Source organism: Allobaculum sp. JKK-2023, from assembly GCF_034745455.1.
Classification (GTDB): domain Bacteria; phylum Bacillota_I; class Bacilli_A; order Erysipelotrichales; family Erysipelotrichaceae; genus Allobaculum.
Genome location: NZ_JAYERV010000003.1, coordinates 1,929,574 through 1,950,605 on the forward strand (window position 1 = coordinate 1,929,574; position 21,032 = coordinate 1,950,605).

The window sequence follows — 21,032 nt, forward strand, 5'->3', positions numbered from 1 at the left end:
ATTTTATCGATTCAATCCGGTTTCTGGGGGGTTATGCATCGACTTCTGCCAGAAAAACATCAACCTCTTCTTTGGTTGGCATGGCCGGAATCGCCCCATGTTTGCGAACAGTCAAAGCAGCCGTCGCATTGGCAAAGCGCAAGAAGGATTCCAGGGTATCCAGATCGATTTCTTCGAGTGGTTTGTCTGCATGAGCAGCCTGGGTGAGCATGGCTGCCCAGAAGGAGTCGCCGGCTCCGTTGGTATCGGCAACTTCGGATTTAAAGCCATCGACAACGCGGGTGCCTTCTTGACTGGCTACTAAAGCCCCATGGCTTCCTAAGGTAACCGCAACAACTTTAGGTCCCTGGCTCAGCAGAATTTCAGCAGCTTCTTTTGGATCTTCATGACCGGAAAGCAGGGTAGTTTCTTCATCGGAAATCTTCATAATATCCGCATAAGGAACTAAGGAGCGCATCTGTTTGATCGCCTCTTCTTCGCTGTTCCATAACGAAGCACGGTAATTTGGGTCATAGGAAATGATGACACCATTGTCTTTAGCCAGTTCGATTGCTTTAAGGGTCGCGCTGCGGGCAGGTTCGTCGGTTAAAGATAAGGAGCCAACATGAAAGATCTTGGAGTTGGCGATCAGGTCTGTATCCATTTCTTCAAATGTCATCTGGGTATCCGCGCCCGGCTTGCGGGAGAAAGAGAATTCTCTTTCTCCATCTGGTCCGACGCTGACAAAGGCCAGGGTTGTAAAGAAGTCACCATCCTGAACGAGGTTGGAGACATCAATCCCTTCAGCATCCAGGACACCCTTTAACATCGTACCGTGCATGTCTTCACCGGTTTTACCGATAAAAGCGCTCGTTCCGCCTAAGCGCTTCACCCCAACGCACACGTTTGCGGGCGCGCCGCCCGGGTGCTGGGCAAACAGGGCGGCGCCACCTTCATTGACGCCATCAAAGGTAAAATCGATCAGGATTTCTCCAAAAGCAGTAACATCAGTTCTCATATTTTCTTTCTCCTACACTGCCTGAGCAGTTTTTTAGATTGTACAGATTGGTGGTGAAGTCAGACGATCGTTGGATCGCTTTTTTCCAGATTTTCTTTGACTTCAAAGGCATTCATGGTCCAGAGTGTTCCGTTTAATGGAGCGCTGGTGCAAAGGCTCAGATCTTCTGGCGCATCGTAAATCCGGGTGGTCAGAGCGTGCTGGCCATGGTTGATAAAGATTTCCAGGCTGGAGGTGTCTGAGAAGATATCCAGGCTTTCAACCTTATCGATCGCAAGATGACGGCTGCCGCGGCCAGATCCGCTGGATTTCAGATCCATGGTAAACAGGCCATTGGCATACGATAACGTGCAATCCTTTCGTAAAGTGATCGTCCAGCAATCGGCCTTGGGATGCAAGTTCAGATGAACTGTACGTTCTGGCATGGTCAGGCAGGTATCGGCAGCTAAATCGATATCCATCTTTTCGCCATGCAGATTGAAGATTTCTTCAATCGGGAACTGGTAAATTCGATCGTTTTTAAAATGCAGCTGACGGGGCAGAGTTAAAGCGTGCTGCCAGTTGGCTTCAACTGTCGGGTTGGTGTAATCGGCATCGGGAATTCCCATCCAGCCAATCAGAATCCGACGGCCTTTTTCATCCTGGAAACTCTGCGGGGCATAGAAATCAAAGCCGTTATCAAATTCTTTGAAATTTGAAACGCGCTGGTCATGGTCAAGCGATCCATTCACTTCAAACCATCCATTCTGATAAATATTTTCGTACAGAATTCCGTCCTGCGCTACACCTTGTGGGCAGGTCATGAGAATTGTTTTGCCATCAAGTTCAAAGAGATCCGGGCATTCCCACATATAGCCAAATTCTTTTTCGGGACGGATGGTGGAGATGTGTTTCCAGTCTTTCAGATCTTTAGAGACGAAGACTTCCACCTGGCCATGGCTGTCTTTGGTGCGGGCACCTAAAACCATGTAGTATTGGCCATCGCGTTTCATGATTTTCGGATCGCGGACATGGCACGAAAGGGAGTCTGGATAGTCTTTGTTTTTGAGCAGGACTTCTTTAGGACTAAAGGTAAAGCCATCTGGGCTTTCGCTGTGGACAACCCAATGAATCCGGCCATTGTTGATGTAGTCATAGTCGCCAACAAGCTTGTTGTTGCCGGTGTAGAAGAAATGCAGCTTGCCATCATCGTCAATGAGGGCACTGCCGGAGTAAGATCCTTTTCCATCCGCTTCAGTGTCCGGAACAAAAGGATCGTTTTCTTCCTGATAGTGGATGAAATCTTTGGTGGTGTAATGACCCCAGCCGCGATGATCGGCCCCGGTCGGATTTCCTGGAGTGTATTGATAGAAAATATGGTACAGACCATTGTACTGGCAAAGACCATTTGGGTCATTGAGCCAGCCAACAGGCGGCATCAGATGATAGGTCAGGCGGTTGGCATCTTGTTTGACAGCCTTTCTGGCTTCCTGACTTTGGGGGCGGTTAAATTCTTCGCGTATTTTGTTCATATGATAGGCAAGGATACCCCATCCAAATTGCTATGCAATTTGGGTGGCGAGGAATTGCCGCACCTCCGTTTCTTTGATGTATCCATCTGCTCTTTCCAGAAGAGTCAGTTTCCTCATTGAGGCAGATTTATGGATTGTTTCTCCAAAAATGGTTTTCAGGACAAAGTATCCAGTCGCTCTGCGTCCAGTAATAAAACATTTCTGTCCTTTGTACAGGACTTTATCAAAAAGACAGAAGCCGCCAACCAGATGTGGAGCCTGGTTGCTCTTGCGTACATGTCCTTTGCTGAAATTGAATTTATGAATCTGCCGGTTATGTCTTCGGATCTTTTTAAGATACAGGCATTGTTCTAATGGTTTAGCGTTCAAGTTGCCTGCGATGCAATAAGCATCGTTATAGTGTTCTTTAGCCAGTCCAAGCTCGATCCTTTTGTTCTTTGTCAGATAGCCATAGGTATTGACCACTTCGATCTTGGGATTGGCTTTTTTTAACCGCTCTAGCAGGGTGTTGCGCATAATGCCCATGAAGGCGGCATCCCGATAAGACTCAGCCCGTTCAGGAAGCTTGAAATCCTTTGGTCCTTTAATTTCTCCGGCCTTGATTTTGGCGTGGTATTCCTTATGACAGGTTTCACATAACGTAATCAGGTTGGAAGGTGAGTTTCCGCCAGTCTTCCGGCTTTCAATGTGATGCACATTTAAGATCGGATCTTTCTTTTTGCCATGACAGTGCTGGCATTCGTGGTTGTCACGAGACAGGACGTATTCACGAACATTCCAGAAACCGGTCTGTTCCCCCTGCTGGTATTCAATACCGCTGATCTCAGGATTCTTTAGTTTCTGCGTATCAAAGGAGGCTGTTTCCACCACAATCTTTGTTACGGGCAGAATTTTCTGAACTGCCGCAATTCGGTTAAGATGCGTATCGATTTTATGCTCAACAGACGGGGCGAGCCATCCTTTTTGTTTAGACTGAGTATCTTTTTGTTCAGGCTGAACCTGGTTTTGCTGAGATCTGTCCCGGTTTTTAAATCTGGGCGCTCTGTATCTTGTCTTCCGGTGTCTTCTTGCTTGGCGGGCTTCTCTTCTTGTGGAGAGCAGCTCAGGAATATCTGTTCTGCACTCGACATCCCAGGCAAGAAGTTCTTTTGTCTTACTCGAAGCACTAAGACCAATGGGTGTGGAACCAGCATCCACTCCAAGAGTGACAGGCTGGGTATATCTTGTTGAGTTGTATAAAAGCTGGATGGTAAAGGGAGTTTTCTTTACCACTTTAGCTTTTCTTTCTTTTAAAAGGCGGCGCACCTTGCCATGCCTTTCGGTTGGCATCAAGGGTTTACCGTCGATATCTAATACATAAACCATAGTTTTACCTCCAGGGTAATAAATCTTCTTGGGACAAAAAGCATCCTTTGAAGTGTGTAAAGCATCAGCCTTCGCCAATGTTATAAGAGGTTTGTTGATCTACACACTGCACCTGACCTCAGCGCTGGTTAATGCAGATCCGCAGAGTCCGGAATTAGGCTGAACGTTCCGGAGGGCCTGTTTAGACCTGTGAAAGGTCGATTCTCAAATAACGTAGTCAGTTAAGACTCAGGCTAGTCAATCAGGCTTGAAACAGATGCATGAAAGCTTCTTATTTCAAGCCCCATCCAAATTGCAAGGCAGTTTGGGTGGGGTCATTGACACGGTTTCCTCGTTTCTATTGGATAAGAAAAGTGCTGGTATTGATTTTGCTTTTTGAAAAAAAAGACAGCAGAAGATACGGTCCTTGAAAATCAACAGGGGAAGAAAGGGACCGACCATCAACTGCTGTCAGGCGGGGGAATCTTTGAATGAATAAGGAATCCGGCCGGTGAGAGACAAAGAGAGGGTCGTTTTCCTTATTGTATCGAGTAATGCATGGGGAGTTTGCAAGAGAAGATAAAATTATCGTTTATCTTCATGTTTTTGTGGATTTTTAAAATCCTGAGTCTTCTGAATTTCCGAGCCTTCTGAATTTCGGACTCTTTTTATTCAGAAATCGTTACGACGGTTTCGCCAGCTTTGACAGGTCCTTCTTTGACCATCGTAAATGGTTTAGCGTTGGTGATGACAACTGGTGTTTCAATGGACAGGCCGGCATCCTGAATGGCTTTCAGGTCGACTTTTAACAAGAGCTGACCAGCTTTGATTTTGTCCCCCTGGTTGACCATTGTGGTGAATGGTTTGCCTTCCAGGTTTACAGTGTCCATGCCAACGTGGATTAACAGTTCGGTTCCATCGTCGGATTTCAGACCAATCGCATGTTTCGTTGGGAAGATCAGCATGATTTCACCATCCACTGGAGAGTAAAGATTGCCATCTTCTGGAGTCATCACAATGCCATCACCCATGGCTTTGGAAGCGAAGACACCATCTTTGCATTCGGATATAGGTTTTACAGTACCGTTGAATGGGGCGTGAATCGCATGTTTGTCCTCAGAATCTACAGTTGCGTTTGTTGGAGCAGCGGATGTTTCTTCTTTTGTTTCTTTCTTATTGTTTTTCTTGAAGGAGAAGCCTTTTTTGTCAGATGACTTTTCGTCAGCGCCTTCTGGATGTTTTTTCATGAAATACCAGGTTAAGCCAAAGGATACAGCCATGGATAAGGCAATACCGATAAAGAAGTTGCCCCAGGACTGTGGAGCGATCGAGATAAAGCCAGGAAGCCCCGCAGCACCCATTGCCAGTGCAAGCGTGTGCGTTGCAGCAATCCATGCCGAACCAACAGCGGAACCGATGATTGCAGCATAGAACGGATATTTCAGTTTCAGGGTGATACCAAACATGGCTGGTTCCGTAATTCCTAGCAGCGCGGAAATACCGGAAGCTGAGCAGATGGATTTCAGTTTGTCATTTTTCGTTGTCATTAAAACCGCAAGGACGGCAGCACCCTGAGCTACGTTGTTCATCGAAGCAGTAGGGAAGATGAAGGATCCGCCAGTGGTTTCAGCAGCAGCGATTAACTGCGTTTCAATTGCGGTAAAGGAGTGGTGCATACCTGTGATGGTAATTGGAGCATACAACAGACCGAAGATAGCACCGCCAACAAAGCCAAGTGTGGAATAGATCCAGGACAGACCATAAGCCAGCCAGTCACCTGCTGTACGCATGATTGGACCGACAAACAGGAAGGTCAGAACTGCCGTCACCAGGATCGAGAGCAATGGAGTGGTCAGGTTGTCTAACCAGCTTGGCGTGATCTTATGCAGTTTCTTTTCGATGGTCGCCAGGATCCAGGAAACAACTAGAACGGGAAGAACAGTTCCCTGATAGCCGATGGACTGCACTTCAAGACCAAACCAGTTCCAGCTTGGAACGGTTTCGGCAGTTGCAAGGGAGTAAGCATTGAGCAGATCCGGATGAACCATGATCATACCCATGGCAGCACCAAGATAAGGGTTGCCGCCAAATTTCTTTGTTGCGGAGATACCGATCAGAACCGGCAGGAAGGTAAATGGAGCATTGGCACATAAGTTGATGAAGGAAGCCAGCCCAGCAAATTCTGGCATGATTTCGATTAGCGATTTTCCGGGGACGAACAGACCGGATGCGGTCAGTACGTTGTTGAGACCCATTAAAAGACCACCCGCTACGATCGCTGGGATGATGGGAACGAAGATATCCGACAGCACTTTGACAAACCGCATTACGGGGTTGCCTTTTTGAGCATTGGATTCTTCGGCTGGAGCAGCAGCTCCGGCACCTAGGCCGGTTTCTTTGAGAACTTCATCCGTAACAAGATTTACGGTTCCAGATCCAAGAATGATCTGGTACTGATCGTTAGCCAGGAACACGCCCTTGACCTGGTCAACGTCGGTCAGTTTTGGTTCATCGACTTTGTTATAGTCGCGCAGTCTCAGACGAAGTCTTGTTGCACAATGAACCGCTGAGATGATGTTTTCTTTGCCGCCCACATCCTGAATGATGTCTTTGGCGATCTGGTTGTAATCCATACAGTCTCCTTTTTTCTGCTTTCGCATTTCTCTTATCTGGTTTGTGGAACCGGTTTTTACGCTCTCATCATATTCTGGTATCGGTTTCATGTCAACATGTTTTTGAAAATTCTTTAAACTTTTTGAAAGCGTTTAATCTATGGATTATTCGCATATAAAATACCTATAAATAACTCGTTGTCAGGGGGATTCAAAACTGGATTATTAGAAAACCGATTCCGTATAATTTTGGAAACCCAATGTTTTGACGGCAAAAATACAAAAAATCTCGAAAATACGGAGGATTATGGATTGCAAAAGCAATCCAGGCTTTGAGAACCTGGCAGACAACAGAGATAAAACTCTGCCCAAAAAGGATTCAATCCATCCAGAAAGAATCGATCCGATTTTCTGAAAGGAACTTTAAGAGATTTAAAGGTTTCAAAAGTATGTGCAAAAACATAAAAAATAAAATCATCAGCACAAAAAAAGACCCGCTGATCTAAAAACGCCATGGGCAAAGACTGTCCCTTTCGCAAATGCAGAGGGGACACAACTGTCTCGAAAATCTAAGAGAAGAGAGAACTGGATAGAGATAAAAATGCAGAGCCGCCATGGTTTGAAACCGAATACATGCCGTTCAGGCTTTGAAATGTTGATTGATCATCAAAAATAATTGATCGCTCAACAAAACAGGCGTACGCTTTGGTCATGGAACAGACAGAAAAGATGATCAAGTTTCTCAACACGCTTGGGGCGCTGGGAAAACAGATCAATAAATTCAAAGCAATTTATATGGAAGAACAGGGTCTGAAAGGATCGGATCTCTCCTTATTGCTTGCACTCGATACGCATCCGCAGGGACTACGGCCCGAGGAACTCTGTTCCTTGATCCATGCCGATAAAGCCCTGATTTCGCGTTCTTTAAAAAACCTCAAGCACAATGGACTGGTGATCAAAGACGAAAGCACTGTCTACAAGGCCCGTTACTATCTGACCCAGAAGGGCAAAGCACTGACCGAATATCTGGAAGTGGAAGCGGCTAAAATCTTTGAAGCCAGCCATATGGCTATCGACCAGAATCAATGGGAAGCTTTCTATGATTTCAGCACAACGCTGATCAGTCAACTGGAGCAGCAGATTGAAACCAGAAAGAGACTCCAGCAAAAAAACGCCCAGAAGGAAAATTCTGATTCTGAAGAAGGCCAGATGTAAAAAAGGAGCAGAAATGGATCTTTGAAGATCAATCTGATCCGGCAGTAAAGAGGAAAGATCCTGTACCGCCTAAATCTTGGCAAAGTTCTGACCAGGAATGATCGAAAAAAAAGACATAGATCGAAACAGACTGGACAGGGAATTGATAAGAAGAAATTGATAAGAAGAAATTGATAAGAAGAAATTGATAAGAAGAAAAGATAAAGCCGCCGTGCGGCAGAAAGGATTTCTATGATTTGGATTGTTACCGACAGTGCCCAGGAGATGAAAAACGATAAAGGCAAAGGCCTCGTTGTGGTAAAACTTCCGGTGCTGGTCAATGGCGAAGTGCCACAGGAAGAAATCACAGATGAGCAGTTCTACTTGCTGCTTGATTCAGAAGGTGTCAACCTGACCACTTCTCAGTTTTCGCCAGCCGGCTTTGCAGAGCTGTTTGAAGAACTTTTGAAAGACCCAGAAGACGAGGTGGTCGCAGTATGCCTTTCCTCGACTCTTTCGGGTACCTACAACTCCGCAAGACTTGCTGCGATGGAGTTTGGCGGCCGCATTCATCTGGTAGACTCCAACAATGCCTGCCTGTCCCAGACGGCTTTAGTGAAAGAAGCTCTGCATTTGCGTGACCAGGGAATGGATGCTTCTGAAATTGCGGATGCACTTGAACAGGCTAAAAAAGAAGTGAAACTGTTCGCGTTAGTTCCAACGCTCAAATATCTCAAAAAAGGCGGTCGTATTTCCGCTGCCAAAGCCACGATTGGAGAATTGGCTGGAATTAAGCCAATTGTAACTATCGATGAAAACGGTGAAGTTGGCGTGGCAGCGCAGACACGCGGCATCAAAAAAGCCATCCGTCAGATTGCAAGTCTTGTTGAAGAAGCCGGACTGGATCCAAACCGCCCAATTGCGCTTGGCTATTCAGGTCTGGAGGATGCCAATATCCATGCGCTGACGACTGAACTGGAAAGCGTTCTTGGCATCAGCTTAGCCCATGTTGAACCATGCTCTCTTTCCCAGGTCCTTGGTGTTCATGTCGGTCCCGGTGCCGCGGGCATTGGTTTCTTTACCAAGAAGTAATTTTATTAGCTAAATTCAGCATAAATAGGCTAAAGTATCGTATTTTAACGATTCAATCAATCTAGAAGTGCTTAATAAAGCAGAGCTATTACCAGTTCTGGGAACTCTTTTCATGGATAAAAATATATTGCAAAAACCATTCTTTAGCCTTTATTTTCTTCAAAATATAATCAGAATATGATAAATGCCATTTAAGTTGAATATATCAATCCTAAACTATCTAAGTAGTGCTGATAATTCGACTAGGATAGTCCCAAACAACCTTTTAAGCCTTGAAATAAGCTATAGTGTAGGACCACAACTATTTCTGGTCCTAAGTAGGACCAGGTTTATTGTTATCTATATTGAGAATTTGAGCGCTTAATTCCTTTATCTATGGACTAATTTAAGATTCTTAAAACAATGTCATTTAGCTAGAAAAATATGACCTCAAACTTTGTATAAAAATCAAAGACAAAGTGGATGATAGGAATAGAATTTGCTGCTGATTATATCCATATGCACCAACCAAGCACAAAATATACTGATTGATTTGGCTGTATTCATCAAAATAGGCGCACTAAAAACAACCCTTCGATAAGAGCCGTTTTTAAGAATTGTATGGGTGGTTTGTATCAATAAGATGCGCATATAATGCACTTATCGATAGGTGAACCATATCAAACGATTGGGATGGAGATTTCGCTTGAAGCTCCTTTCCGGCCGAACGGGCAGTTTTTCTCTTAGCAGCTCCTCGGTCAGAGCTTGAAACTCCGCTTTTGTAATTTGACAGATTGTTCGTTTTTTCGTCCATTTCGGAGTAAACGTGTTCCTGATAGCCCGTATCGCCTTAGTTGTATTGATTTGGTATTCATAAGTTGTCTGCTTCTCTTCTTTATTATCCGATTGAGATGATTCAAGAACACACTTTTTGATCTCGGAAACCAGATTGTAGAAGATAAGGGATGAATAAATCTCCTGAATGATGTATTCTGCTTTTATCGAGTGGATACGTTTCATTCCTATTCCATATTTAAGCCAGGAGAAACTCTGCTCGATTCGCCACCTTAGGTGGTAAATAAATCCAAGAGCCTCCGGAGGAAATTCTGCTTCATCCAGATTGGTAATCAGTCCTTCCCAGACGTTGTCGCCAATCTCGATAGCTACCACCCTGCAGTCAAAATCAATAAATTCAGATTCTTGATCAATCTGTCTCATTGATTTTTTGACCAGGTATTTCATCTGGGGGTTTTCTTTTTCCTCTTTTCTTTGGTGGTGGGTAAGAATGCGGCTGATCTGCTGGTCTTCTGTATGGTCAAGCGGTGTATAAGTCAGGCAGCTATACTCTCGTTCTTTCATACGTATGAGGTATTTGTGCCCTAAGGATTCAATAAGCTTACACAATGGATAAGAAAAATACCCTCTGTCCATGACAAAGAGAAATGTCTCGCCAGGATAAGCTTCGTGAATCTCCTTGACCATTTTCATAGCAGCGGCCCGTTCGTCTTTGGACCTCTGGTCTTGAGTGACGATGGCTAGATATTTGTCATTAAGTACGTCATAGGCAGCGTTAATGTGAATACCGGCCCGGATGATGGTTTCCTTGTTCTTGGTATAAATGATGTAGTCAGGTTCATCTTCATTTGGCGCAACAGGTTCATTGGTTCCATCAAAGGCTATTACCCTGTGTTCTTTATATTTTTTATCCATGGAATAAAGTGCCAATGTGGCTTTGTGCAGTGCTGAAAATACGCTGACTGGAATCTTGGCTTTTGTCTGAACAAGTGCCGAAGCAGATGGTCTTACACTGCCCATGCCGAAATAGTTCATGGATAAATCGGAGAGTGTTGATCCATTCCCGATAATGGATGTATTCAGGAAATGGAACAAGTTTATTTTTGATGATCGATAATGACTTCGTGAGAAAGCTCCTGTTTCAGAAGCAAGAATCTTCTCCTGTTTGTAGGCAAATTCCTCAAGGGATTTCATGAATTTTTGATAAATCACGGACGGCGAAGTAACTTTAGTTGCCATATTTTCCTCCTTATAAAGTTATGTTTTCAACGTGATGAGGATTAAATTAGACAATTATAGAGTTGTTGTCAAAGCTAATTTTCGTTAAACCAGAAAATATAAAATCCACCATCTGTGCACGGATGGTGGACAATACTAACTATCAAAAACTAAGCTAAATGACATTGATTCTTAAAAGACTATTTAGATTTGGTCCTACTTTTTGTAGATTCTTGGGCTTAATGTCTGTTTTCATACTCACAAACTGAGTCAGTGTGAATAGACCGATTCGCTTGACCGTTGGTATCATTGCTTCTTTTGTCAGATCTTCCCATTGCTTTGGGAAGATCTTTTTGTACTTGACATGAGGTACTCTTCAATTCCGTAAATAATAAATTTTGTTCATGAAAAAGAGCACTCTCATAAATTATAGGAGGAATCTGAATAAATTATTAACTAATTATTAAGAAAATATTAGCTAAGCGGCTTTTATTAGTTCTGCCTTTCTCAAAGAAAGTTTTGAGAAGCCAGTTTCAGTCGATCTGAAAAAAAGGCCGCACTAAAAAAAGTAGGAATACTAGTTTGTTTTTTTACACTAATTATTAGCTGCCTTTTCCTCTTTTAACCAGGCATCTGTATGAATGTTTACACATCCAAGAAAGGTTACAAATGATATCCGGCGCTGAGTACGTGTTTTCGTTTTATGGAGACCGTAATCATTCAGACAACGATTGTTGACTCGCTCACAGCTTGTCCGATTGTTATAAACTGTCTTCCACTCTTTGGTTCCATGCTTCTGCATAGCCCTTTCTCTGGCACTGTTACACTTCAGGTAGACGGAGAGGCCATAGGTACCTTTTGAACATTCGTCACGATGGGAGCACTCCGGAATTCGCTTCATAACATACGGACAGCGATATTTATAGGCATTATGTGTTTTGTCAAAACCAGTACAGTACATCTCTTCGCCTGATTTGCATATTGGCTTGCCGGTAGAGGAAATGGTTACGCTGCCTTTTTCGGTTCCTTTTCCTCTTCTTTTATTGAGGTCGATAACGGGATTGATAGACCAGTTTTCGCACAGCTGAAAAGTCGCTTCATTATCACTGGCGCTGTCCAGACAGAGATGAGTAATGTTTATGTTCGGATATAAGTGCCTGACCTGGTTTATTGCTTTAATCGAAATGGTTGAATCGTGTTCTCTGGCAGATTCGATCATAAAGTGGATTGGCAGATCAATATTTTTATCGGAGTTATGAACAACGTTAAAATAGCCTGTAAAGCCAAAATAGTAATCTCCCTTATCACTGTCAAAACCAATACTGGCATCAGGATCAGAATAACGACGAAGGGTATCAAATTTTTCGGTTCCAGTGTATTCTAATAGATGATGACCTCTGTTGTTTGCGTGAACATAGACAGCGGTTCCATCACCCGAAAGAATGAGATTACCCGGATCGATCAGGCCCATTGCGATAGATGGTTCCACCGCAATTTCTTTAAATAGAGCTTGAAGAATCCTGATAGACCTTTCTGGGTCAATCTCACCCATTTGAGCCTGAATCGCCAGGGAGGTTGTCGCCCCGGGAGGATTCAGGTTCATTTTTTCTCCCTTTCTGGTTGGATTTGGTGTCCCGGACTGATCAATATCAGAATCTGGAGGACTGACAGAGTTTTTTGGCTTTCGTCCCGGCCTGCCTTTTGGCTTTTTAGCTTTCTTAGGCTTATTATTCTTTCCTGCGGGAAGGATGTTCACAGAAATATCCCACAGATAAAGTCGATCCATTAAGGAATAATAGGTCCCGACTGCTGGGTTGCGTCCACTGATGCCGCAAAGTACCCGGAGTAAAAAGTCGTACTCAAGGCGGTCATGCCATAACTGAATACTGGTTTCCTGGAAGTGATACATAAGAACCAGAGAACGAATAAGCATCCGTGGATCGGCAGCAGGTCGCCCTCTGGAGGAATACAGGTGAGAAATCACATCTATAACTGGATCCAGATTAAGCAGAGCGACCTTACCTAAAGCCATGGCGTATGACAGATCGTTAAGCCTGTCAATTTGCGAAGAGTGCATGATGGCTATCCGGCCATTCAGATCCTGTAAAAAATCCTGGTGAGTACTAGAAACGGTTAACATCTCGACTGCTCCTTTCTAAAAGTCATTTTTCTGATCGGCATGAGGCCGCAGAAAGGTGTTAAGTTTTCAACGCTCAATCCAATGCTTAATAAAAAGTTAATATTTATTCAAATAAAAAATACCATTTTTCGCTTCTGAATGTAGGAAAAACGAAAAATGGTGAATATAAAATCCATGAAACCTAAAGGTGTTTCGAATTTATGAGAGTCGTCAAAATATGAAAAAGGAAACACTTGAAGACGTACTGGCAATTGCTCAGTTTGGACTGGCCGTGATGGGCTTGGTTCTTGCCATCGTCAGACTGGTCAAGGTGATCAGAAACTAACCGATACGGCATCAAAAAAAAACCAGCCTGCAGGAAACAAAATTCCTGCAGGCTGGTTTTGCATCGAACTGAGTCAACAAATTTTTTGTTGGATGGGGGATGCAAGACTGTTTTCTTTACGAAGCGATCAGTCGTCTTTCTTCGGGTCGAGGATAAAACTTTTCAGGCGCAGCTTGGTGCGCGCAATTTTCTGAAGCCATGAGGAGCAATACAGAACGCCGGTTAATAATACGCCGCAAGTAAAGCCAAGCATCATGGAGGAAATCGATTCCCATGGTTCTGTATAGGTCAGCTGTAAACTTTCAAGAATCGCATAGCCAATTAAGGTGATAAATGCGGCGACAAACAGCCACATCATGCGGCGGGAACGTTTCTGTTCCATCAAGGTACTGTAGTCTGCGACTTTGCGAATGGTCTGATTCTCTGTCATATTTTCGTCCTTCTTTCTGCCATCCAGAATTTCATCAATGCTGATTGCGTAGAGTTCACTTAAAACAAGAAGCAGGGAAAGATCAGGCAGGGTTGTGCCATTTTCCCAGCGCGAAACACTGCGGTTGGAAACGCCAAGCTGGTCAGCCAGTTCCATCTGTGTCCAGCCCTTTTCCTTGCGCAGTTTTCTGAGAAACTCGCCAATTTTTCTTTGGTCCAAAATTAAATCTCCTTTGATCGCTGCAGCGATCTGTCTTATGGCGCCTGACAACTGTAGTCTGAACGATTTCCGGCGCAAAAAGAAGGTCACCTGTTGAGAACTGGCTTTTATGGGCGGATAGAACATCCCAAAAGATGAAAAGACAGTTTCTGACTGCTCTGATTTGGATGATAAGTTATCCGAAACCGAAACTTGCTCTGAAGATCATTCTGCCCCAAGAAAGGCAGAATCTGAAACTCCTATGAACGCCAGGAGGTAAAGAAGAAGAAAGCAGACAGGCGATCTGAAAAGGGCAGCCAAAGAAAAAGCCCCAGACAAGAGTCTGAGGCTGAAATTTTAAAGGGCAGTTGTTTGTGATTAGTTGTCGTACTCTTCGAATGGCAGATCGAAATCTGGAGTATCAACTGGAAAGGAGGGCAGTTCAGGTTCCTGTGGGGCAACCGGCGCCATATCTTCACCTGGAATATAGCCAGGATCCGTATACCCAGGATCGGTGTAGGAAGGATTCTGGTAGCCTGGATCGGTATAACCGGGATCGATATATCCCGGATCGGTATATCCAGGGTCTGTATATCCGGGATATGGATAGTCAGAACTGTTGTCGATCTGATCCTGAGAAGAATCGGTGTCTGTCGTCTGGTTTGAACTGTTGTTGCGATGGACGTTTGGTTCACTCGATGGATTATTCACATCAATTTCCTTGCCTTCGATCACATCCTGAATCAGACTGCTCGCCTGTTCTACCTGGGCCTGGTTATCAATGACAACTGAGGCTACTGCGTTGAGTGATGGGCAATACAACATGTCAGAATCGCCGCTGACGGTAAAGCTCTGGATGTTCCAGCTTGGAAAGCCAGCCAGTTCCAGACCAATCAGCTCTTTAATCTGCTTGGTTGGCATGTTGGTAGAGAAGGCTGTAGAAAGAGCGCGGATAAAGCCTGGATAGTTTACAACCATTGCGGGGGACATCATCTTGTTGAGCAGGGCTTTTAAAACAAGCTGCTGGTTGATGATGCGCTGGTTATCTCCGGTCAGATACGCATGCCGTTCGCGGGCAAAGGCAAGGGCCCGTTCGCCTTCCAGGTGGTTAGTTCCGGCATGAACACCTTCGGTACCATTCGCATAGAAAGTTTCGACTTCCAGACCAGGTTCGACTTCCACATCGATCCCGCCGATCGCATCGACGATATTGATTAAGGAAGAGAAGTTGACCTGAACGGTGTAGTTGATTTCGACCCCCAGAAAATCTTCAAGGGTGGATTCGGTGGTTCCAACGCCATAAAATCCCGTATGGGTCAGTTTATCCTGCTGACCGCTGATGTTGTAGCAGGCATTGATATTCTTTTTACAGGAGAAGGGGATATAAGAGTCACGCGGCAGGGAGACCATCAGAACCTGATGGGTCACTGGGTTGACGGTGACAAGCATGTTCACATCAGAACGGTTGGCGGAGTTGATGTTTCCATAGCTGTCGGCACCTGAAATCAGAATCGTAAAGGGGTCTTTGGTGATATCGGCGACTTCGTCGGCCGGATTGCGCATTTCTTCAGGAATTGGTTCGTAATAGATATATTGATCAACGTTATTGGTGAAGGTGGTCAATGCGTTGTATTTGTTAAAGTCGTTCGCATTTTCGAGCAGCTCATCGTGGAACTGTTCGGGCAGGATGATCGCATCGACTTCGTTGGCATATAAGGCGTCAACTAAAGAGAAAGAGCTTGGATATTCACGGGTTTCAAACGCTGCGCCGGCATTGTTGAGCTGGTTGATGGCGCCAGTCGTTCCCTTTTCATCGGCGGACATCATCACGCCGACAACTTTGCCATTCAGATCGCCTGGATTGGTGATGTTGGATCCATGCATCGCATAGGTCGTTACGGTCATCGCCATCTGACCAAGGACATCAGCAGAGTTGAGAACCTGGGTATCTCCAGAATTGGAATCTGAATTTGGATTGGTGACAACCAGGCTGAACAGATCGTTGGTTTTGTCGATGTAGTAGCCGCCATACATGCAGATCAGGCTGAAAGCGCCCGAAAGGATGAAAACCAGAATTTTTGTCCAGACATGATAGAACCGCTTAATCAGCAGGCAGGCAAACAGAACGCCAATCAAAGCAAGGACACCGCCCGCGATCATCAATTGGGTGGATGTGAAAATGCCAATCTGCAAGGCTTCATACAGGATATAGCCAATGGATCCGATCAGCAGGATCAGAAATACCCAACAAAAGAACGTGAGGGTTTTGGGCTGACGTGATTTCTTCGCTTTTCGCATAGGCACCTCCAGAATTGCGTTTTTTCGCTTTTACTATAGTAACATAGCGAAAAAGGAATTTCTTACACCCTCGTCGTGCATCAATAGTGAACAAAGTTTGGTCCAATAAGGGCTGTAACTTTTTCATTTTACCGCTGGATCCCCAATAAGAGCATAAATGAATCCCTTTAGATATCATGAAAATGGGATGACGATACTCAAAAGGAACGGAAATGGCGCGGCTTATGGGCTTGTCTTCCACTTTCCAGTTTTGAAAATTTCTTTTCGCTTTGAACTTATAAATCTGTTCAAAAAACGAAAAATGAACAGTCATCCAACAAAACTGAAAGGCAAAAACACATCACATCACAAAGAATTTCATCAAAAAGAGCCGGATTTCTCCGGCGTTCTTTTATATTTTTGTACAGTTTTGAAGCGATTTCGCAAAAAATAAAATCTTGTGCACCATTTTTGCAAGGAAATGCAGGTTTCGGATTCGACAGGATAAACAGGAAGAGAATCATAATTCTGGCTGGAGCCGGATATTTGGCCTGTGCCTGGATCCAATCGAATCTCTTCGTGTTTTTATAGAGTCTCTTTCGAAACCTTCTATCGGTGGTGTTGTTCAAATTCTTCCGTTTCAAAACTCTGGCAGGCTTTTACAGCTTTTTTCCAGTCGTGATAGCGCTGCTGCATTTCTTTTTCCGGCCTTTGAGGAGTAAAGACGTGTTCGACCTCATTACGCAGATCCGCAAGGCTCCAGAAGCCGATCGCAAGCCCGGCAAGGTAAGCAGCGCCCATTGCAGTCAGTTCAGTCATCTTAAAGCGCGTGACATCGATGTGACAAAGATCAGCCTGGAACTGAAGCAGGAAATCATTGGCAGCTGCTCCGCCATCCACTTTCAGAATGCTCAATGGAATTTCTGAGTCGATCATCATCGCCTGTAAAACATCATTGGCCTGGAACGCCATGCTCTCTAAAGCAGCCCGGACAATCTGCTCTTTACCGGAACCAAATGTCAGACCAACAATCGAGGCCTTGGCCTGGGGATCCCAATAGGGGGCGCCCAGGCCGACAAAGGCGGGCACGATAAACACGCCGCCTGTTGTTCCGGCTTTGATGGCCATATCGGAAGTTTCGCTGACACTGTCAATTAAGCGCATCGTATCGCGCAGCCATTTCATGATCGAACCCGAAACAAAGATCGATCCTTCCAGGGCATACGTCACTTGATCGCCAATCTGCCAGGCAATGGTTGATAACAGTCCCTGACTGGAGCGGATGATTTCAGATCCGGTATTCATCAGTAAGAATCCACCAGTGCCATAGGTGTTTTTGGCCATGCCCGGCTCCAGGCAAAGCTGTCCAAACAAAGCAGCCTGCTGGTCACCAACGACTGAAGCGATTGGCACCTCGGCGCCAAAGAACGCATACGGTGCCGTCGTTCCATACACGGCCGAAGTTGGAACAATTTCAGGCAGAATGGACGCTGGAATGTGAAGCAGATCGAGCAGCTTCGCATCCCAGCTGACTGTTTCGATGTTGCAAAGCATGGTTCTAGAAGCGTTGGAAGCATCTGTAATATGGCATTTGCCGCCGGTCAGCTTCCACACCAGCCAGGAGTCCATGTTGCCAAACAACAGATCGCCGCGTTGCGCTTTCTGTCTTGCCAGGGGAACATTGTCGAGAATCCAGGCGATTTTGGAAGCAGAGAAATAGGGGTCAATGCGAAGCCCCGTCTTGCGGCGGATGATTTCTTCAAATCCTTCCTTTTTCCAGCGCTCGCAGATTCCGACGGTCTGGCGCGATTGCCAGACGATGGCTTTATAGATTGGCAGTCCGGTCCGTTTATCCCATAAGACAGTCGTTTCACGCTGGTTGGAAATCCCGATGGCTTTGACCTGTTCGGGATCAATGCCAGACTGGTTGAGCACATCCGCAATGACGGCTTCAGTGTCCAGCCAGATTTCCGTAGCATCCTGTTCAACCCAGCCAGGCGCCGGATACTCTACATGGCCTTCGCGCTGGGAGAGAGCGACAATTTTCTGATCATGATCAAATAAGATGGCGCGCGTGGAAGTTGTTCCGTGGTCGATCGCCAGAATGTATGAAGGTGTTGTCATAAAGTTTCCTTTTTCGCTGCCCGGCAAGACGAGGCATCCAGTCTTTCGATCGGCTTTTCCAGTCTTTAAAAGTCCAGATTCAATCTGATTTCTGTTCCATATATTTACGGAATATTTATGGATATTTATAGACTTATGAAAGGCTGTACCAGAGAGTCTTTTCTTTTGGTGATGAAATTCTGGGAAGGACTTCTTTTCCAGTCCATCCAAAACGCTTTTGTCCAGCCGGCAGCTGCTTTTCTTCTTATTGAATTATCCCATGATCTGATGGAATGAAGAGAGAAGATTTCAAGTTTCCAAAAAGAAAAGACAGATCCTGTTTCAGATCGACTTTTCTGAAAAAGACAGCGGACATTGAAATGAGGGCATGACTTGCTGGATGAAAAATAACTGGATGAAAAGTAAAGGGATCAAAACAAGAATTTGGCATCGATAAAGATCTGACCAGAAGAATGTGGGGACGAAAGCTGAAAAAATCAGGTACGATGAATAAAGGATGATCTTTTTGGGCGCTCGAAAAGATCCTGCCAAGCCCATTTGTATACTGAAGGCAGTTATCCAAGTCTGTAAGGAGATATGCATGTCCGATTATCCATCTTCTCAACCTGATGCCACTCCCAAAAAAGCCGCCTCGTCTGCTTCTTTGGCCTCATCCGCAACCTCCTCATCGGTCATTGAAGGGGTCAATACAGAGCAGAAAAAACAGGGGGCGAGAGTTCGCCGGCGCAATCAGATCGTCTCGATTCTTTTTGCGATTCTGTTTATTGCGGTGTTCTATTATCTGTTAAAAAACGGCAAGCTGGCCGATACCAGCCGGATTCAAGCCATGATCCAGAAAGCCGGACCGTTTGGGCCGATTCTGTTTATTGCGATCAGTGTCTTTTCGTCCTATATCCCAATTGTCCCGATGGGTTCCATGGGATCGATTGGAATTGTGGTTTTTGGCACGCTCCCGGCGTTTTTTTACAACACCATTACCTCAATCTGTAACTGTCTGATCGCATACTGGCTGGCCAAACGCTATGGCAAACGGATTATTCTCTGGTTTGCGAGTCCTGAAACTGTTGATAAGTATGAAAAAAGGCTTCAGAACTCTGGCCATTTTGCGATGTTCTTTACCATCTTCATGTTTCTGCCCGTTTCGCCGGATATTGTCTTGTGCATGATTGCAGCGCTGAGCGGCATGTCTTTTCAGAAGTTTTTGCTGATTATTTTGTGCAGCCGGCCGGTCTCTTCGTTTTGTTATTCGATGGGACTGCTCAAAATCGTGGAATGGCTGCTTCATCTGTTCCATTTGCGTTAAGGATAGATCCTCTGATCGTCCAGAATCTCCCATCCAACCAAAATGGCCCGCCTGAATGGCGGGCCATTTTGGTTGGATTTGAGATGGAAAAGCTTTGATGGAAAAAGCTGAATCCAAATTAAGTCAGCACAGTCAGCCACTCAGGCAGATGGGGAAAGACTGACTTCACTGTCCGGAATATCCGGATTTAAAACATTATGAATGAGCTGAACGTAAAACATATTGCCATAGTCATAGCGCCAGCCGCCATTGGATTCAATGGCCACGGGATTGGGATAGGTCACGATCCGGCCGTCGGAATGAATGCGGGAAAACTCTTCGGCCAGCGCCGGAGTATGCTTACCACCGTTTTGCGCGACAAAATCCAGATAGCCGCTGCCATAATTGTAAGCCTGGAAAACAGCATCCTGATCAACATTCAGCTGGTCTGCTTTTTCGAGCAGGTCTTTATAGTAGGAAACACCCTGATCAATCGATTCGTCGACGGACAGGGAATTGGGCGGCAAGCCTAAGGATTCGCTGGACTGAAACACATCTTCACTCTGGCCATTGGATTCGACTTTGACAATGGCCTGCAGTTCGGGAAGATGCTGGGCAATGCCTTCCTTGCGGGCGGCCTGTTCAATGCGATACGCAAGTTCTTCTGAGGAAAGACCGTGGCTGGTCCCATTGAGGATTCCTCTGTTTTCGATATAAATCGTCAGCCATGCCCCTGCAATGATCAGGCACAGAAACAAAAGCCAGAAGGATCGGGAGGATTTATGAAGCGGCTCATGAAGAGTGTCAGATCTGCCAGACTCTGCTTCTGGCAGATTTTTTAATTTGTTTTTGAATCGTTTGGGCATTTCAATCCTCCTTTCTGATGGAAAACGGGCGGCTGAAAAAGCAGTTTATGAAGGTGAAAAAGAAGCTGGAAGAACCGGTTTGAAAAAGACAGGATTCCAATCGGATACTATTGTAGGAGAAAAACCTTGAAAAAAGATGAAAAATCCAAGAATAACAGTTTTGACAGGTACAGGTTCATCTTCGCAGGATAAAATCCTCAGGTCCGAATAAGGTTTTTATTCTACGCCGATCCACATGGAAACTGAAGGAAAGATTGAATCCATCTGACTGGATCTGAAGGAAACGGCTCTGATCGAAAACGCTTTCTAAAAGGTCACTTTGGCTGTGGCTCTTTCTTTTTGAAAAGAATAGATTTTTCGCCCTTTATCTTTCGCCTGTTTGGGGAGGATTGATATTCGGGGGCCGAAATGTGTGAAAAACCTGGTGGATGTTACAATGAAGACAAACTGAAGGGAATATTTATATGGGATCTATGAATCGAAAAACAGCCGGCTGGCTGACTGTTCTGTTTTTAGGCGGCGCTGCAGCCTTTTCGTTTGCGGCCATGTTTCGGGGAGATTTAAAGGCACTGGCCGGCTCAGTGGTCTGTCTGATTCTTGGCTTTCTGACCTTGAAACAGTATCTTTCTTCGCAATCCTTGTCCTGAT

At 45.1% G+C, this 21,032-nt stretch carries 14 protein-coding genes; 4 read left to right on the forward strand and 10 right to left on the reverse strand.

What is annotated here, in order from left to right; all coding sequences use genetic code 11:
* Positions 1-31: 31 nt before the first annotated feature.
* The 4 genes from U4956_RS07785 to U4956_RS07800 all read right to left on the reverse strand — a co-directional run bounded on the left by U4956_RS07785 (position 32) and on the right by U4956_RS07800 (position 6,485).
* Positions 32-997, reverse strand: a complete 966-nt coding sequence (locus U4956_RS07785) for a carbohydrate kinase (RefSeq protein WP_323089998.1) — start codon at positions 995-997, stop codon at positions 32-34.
* Positions 998-1,056: 59 nt separating this feature from the next.
* Positions 1,057-2,508 (reverse strand): glycoside hydrolase family 32 protein, encoded by a 1,452-nt coding sequence (locus U4956_RS07790; RefSeq protein WP_323089999.1) that lies wholly within the window; start codon positions 2,506-2,508, stop codon positions 1,057-1,059.
* A gap of 30 nt (positions 2,509-2,538) precedes the next feature.
* Positions 2,539-3,873 carry an RNA-guided endonuclease IscB gene (gene iscB, locus U4956_RS07795; protein WP_323090000.1) on the reverse strand — a complete coding sequence of 445 codons (1,335 nt, stop codon included), beginning with the start codon at positions 3,871-3,873 and terminating at the stop codon, positions 2,539-2,541.
* 647 nt (positions 3,874-4,520) lie between these two features.
* Positions 4,521-6,485: a sucrose-specific PTS transporter subunit IIBC gene (locus tag U4956_RS07800; RefSeq protein WP_323090001.1), complete on the reverse strand. Its 1,965-nt coding sequence runs from the start codon at positions 6,483-6,485 to the stop codon at positions 4,521-4,523.
* A 690-nt stretch (positions 6,486-7,175) separates the two neighbouring features.
* Here U4956_RS07800 and U4956_RS07805 point away from each other — a divergent pair.
* Positions 7,176-7,679: a MarR family transcriptional regulator gene (locus tag U4956_RS07805; protein ID WP_323090002.1), complete on the forward strand. Its 504-nt coding sequence runs from the start codon at positions 7,176-7,178 to the stop codon at positions 7,677-7,679.
* Positions 7,680-7,910: 231 nt separating this feature from the next.
* Positions 7,911-8,750 carry a DegV family protein gene (locus U4956_RS07810; RefSeq protein ID WP_323090004.1) on the forward strand — a complete coding sequence of 280 codons (840 nt, stop codon included), beginning with the start codon at positions 7,911-7,913 and terminating at the stop codon, positions 8,748-8,750.
* A 639-nt stretch (positions 8,751-9,389) separates the two neighbouring features.
* On the opposite strand, the gene U4956_RS07815 is transcribed toward U4956_RS07810, so the two are convergent.
* The 5 genes from U4956_RS07815 to glpK form a co-directional block, all read right to left on the reverse strand.
* Entirely contained in the window at positions 9,390-10,763 is a 1,374-nt protein-coding gene (locus U4956_RS07815) for an IS4 family transposase (protein WP_323090006.1), read from the reverse strand.
* A gap of 574 nt (positions 10,764-11,337) precedes the next feature.
* Complete coding sequence (locus tag U4956_RS07820; RefSeq protein WP_323090008.1) at positions 11,338-12,882, reverse strand: transposase; 1,545 nt, start codon at positions 12,880-12,882, stop codon at positions 11,338-11,340.
* Positions 12,883-13,334: 452 nt separating this feature from the next.
* Positions 13,335-13,856, reverse strand: a complete 522-nt coding sequence (locus U4956_RS07825) for a helix-turn-helix transcriptional regulator (protein WP_323090010.1) — start codon at positions 13,854-13,856, stop codon at positions 13,335-13,337.
* Between the two features lie 357 nt (positions 13,857-14,213).
* A complete protein-coding gene (locus U4956_RS07830; protein ID WP_323090011.1) occupies positions 14,214-16,133 on the reverse strand; it encodes an LCP family protein in 1,920 nt (639 codons plus the stop codon).
* Positions 16,134-16,721: 588 nt separating this feature from the next.
* Positions 16,722-18,236, reverse strand: a complete 1,515-nt coding sequence (gene glpK / locus U4956_RS07835; protein WP_323090013.1) for a glycerol kinase GlpK — start codon at positions 18,234-18,236, stop codon at positions 16,722-16,724.
* A gap of 580 nt (positions 18,237-18,816) precedes the next feature.
* Here glpK and U4956_RS07840 point away from each other — a divergent pair.
* The gene (locus U4956_RS07840) at positions 18,817-19,539 is read left to right on the forward strand and encodes a TVP38/TMEM64 family protein (RefSeq protein ID WP_323090014.1); all 723 of its coding nucleotides are present in this window, start codon (positions 18,817-18,819) and stop codon (positions 19,537-19,539) included.
* Between the two features lie 140 nt (positions 19,540-19,679).
* On the opposite strand, the gene U4956_RS07845 is transcribed toward U4956_RS07840, so the two are convergent.
* Positions 19,680-20,384, reverse strand: a complete 705-nt coding sequence (locus U4956_RS07845; RefSeq protein WP_323090016.1) for a lysozyme family protein — start codon at positions 20,382-20,384, stop codon at positions 19,680-19,682.
* A 473-nt stretch (positions 20,385-20,857) separates the two neighbouring features.
* Here U4956_RS07845 and U4956_RS07850 point away from each other — a divergent pair, with 473 nt between their 5' ends.
* On the forward strand, positions 20,858-21,031 hold the full coding sequence (locus U4956_RS07850) for a hypothetical protein (protein WP_323090017.1): 174 nt from the start codon (positions 20,858-20,860) through the stop codon (positions 21,029-21,031).
* Position 21,032 lies beyond the last annotated feature (1 nt).

Excerpts from the sequence above, each read along its gene's own strand:
- U4956_RS07845 (WP_323090016.1), bottom strand. The coding sequence starts at position 20,384 with ATGCCCAAACGATTCAAAAACAAATTAAAAAATCTGCCAGAAGCAGAG.
- U4956_RS07810 (WP_323090004.1), top strand. The coding sequence starts at position 7,911 with ATGATTTGGATTGTTACCGACAGTGCCCAGGAGATGAAAAACGATAAA.
- U4956_RS07790 (WP_323089999.1), bottom strand. The coding sequence starts at position 2,508 with ATGAACAAAATACGCGAAGAATTTAACCGCCCCCAAAGTCAGGAAGCC.
- U4956_RS07800 (WP_323090001.1), bottom strand. The coding sequence starts at position 6,485 with ATGGATTACAACCAGATCGCCAAAGACATCATTCAGGATGTGGGCGGC.
- iscB (WP_323090000.1), bottom strand. The coding sequence starts at position 3,873 with ATGGTTTATGTATTAGATATCGACGGTAAACCCTTGATGCCAACCGAA.
- U4956_RS07815 (WP_323090006.1), bottom strand. The coding sequence starts at position 10,763 with ATGGCAACTAAAGTTACTTCGCCGTCCGTGATTTATCAAAAATTCATG.
- U4956_RS07840 (WP_323090014.1), top strand. The coding sequence starts at position 18,817 with ATGTCCGATTATCCATCTTCTCAACCTGATGCCACTCCCAAAAAAGCC.
- U4956_RS07805 (WP_323090002.1), top strand. The coding sequence starts at position 7,176 with ATGGAACAGACAGAAAAGATGATCAAGTTTCTCAACACGCTTGGGGCG.
- U4956_RS07820 (WP_323090008.1), bottom strand. The coding sequence starts at position 12,882 with ATGTTAACCGTTTCTAGTACTCACCAGGATTTTTTACAGGATCTGAAT.
- U4956_RS07830 (WP_323090011.1), bottom strand. The coding sequence starts at position 16,133 with ATGCGAAAAGCGAAGAAATCACGTCAGCCCAAAACCCTCACGTTCTTT.
- glpK (WP_323090013.1), bottom strand. The coding sequence starts at position 18,236 with ATGACAACACCTTCATACATTCTGGCGATCGACCACGGAACAACTTCC.
- U4956_RS07850 (WP_323090017.1), top strand. The coding sequence starts at position 20,858 with ATGAATCGAAAAACAGCCGGCTGGCTGACTGTTCTGTTTTTAGGCGGC.
- U4956_RS07785 (WP_323089998.1), bottom strand. The coding sequence starts at position 997 with ATGAGAACTGATGTTACTGCTTTTGGAGAAATCCTGATCGATTTTACC.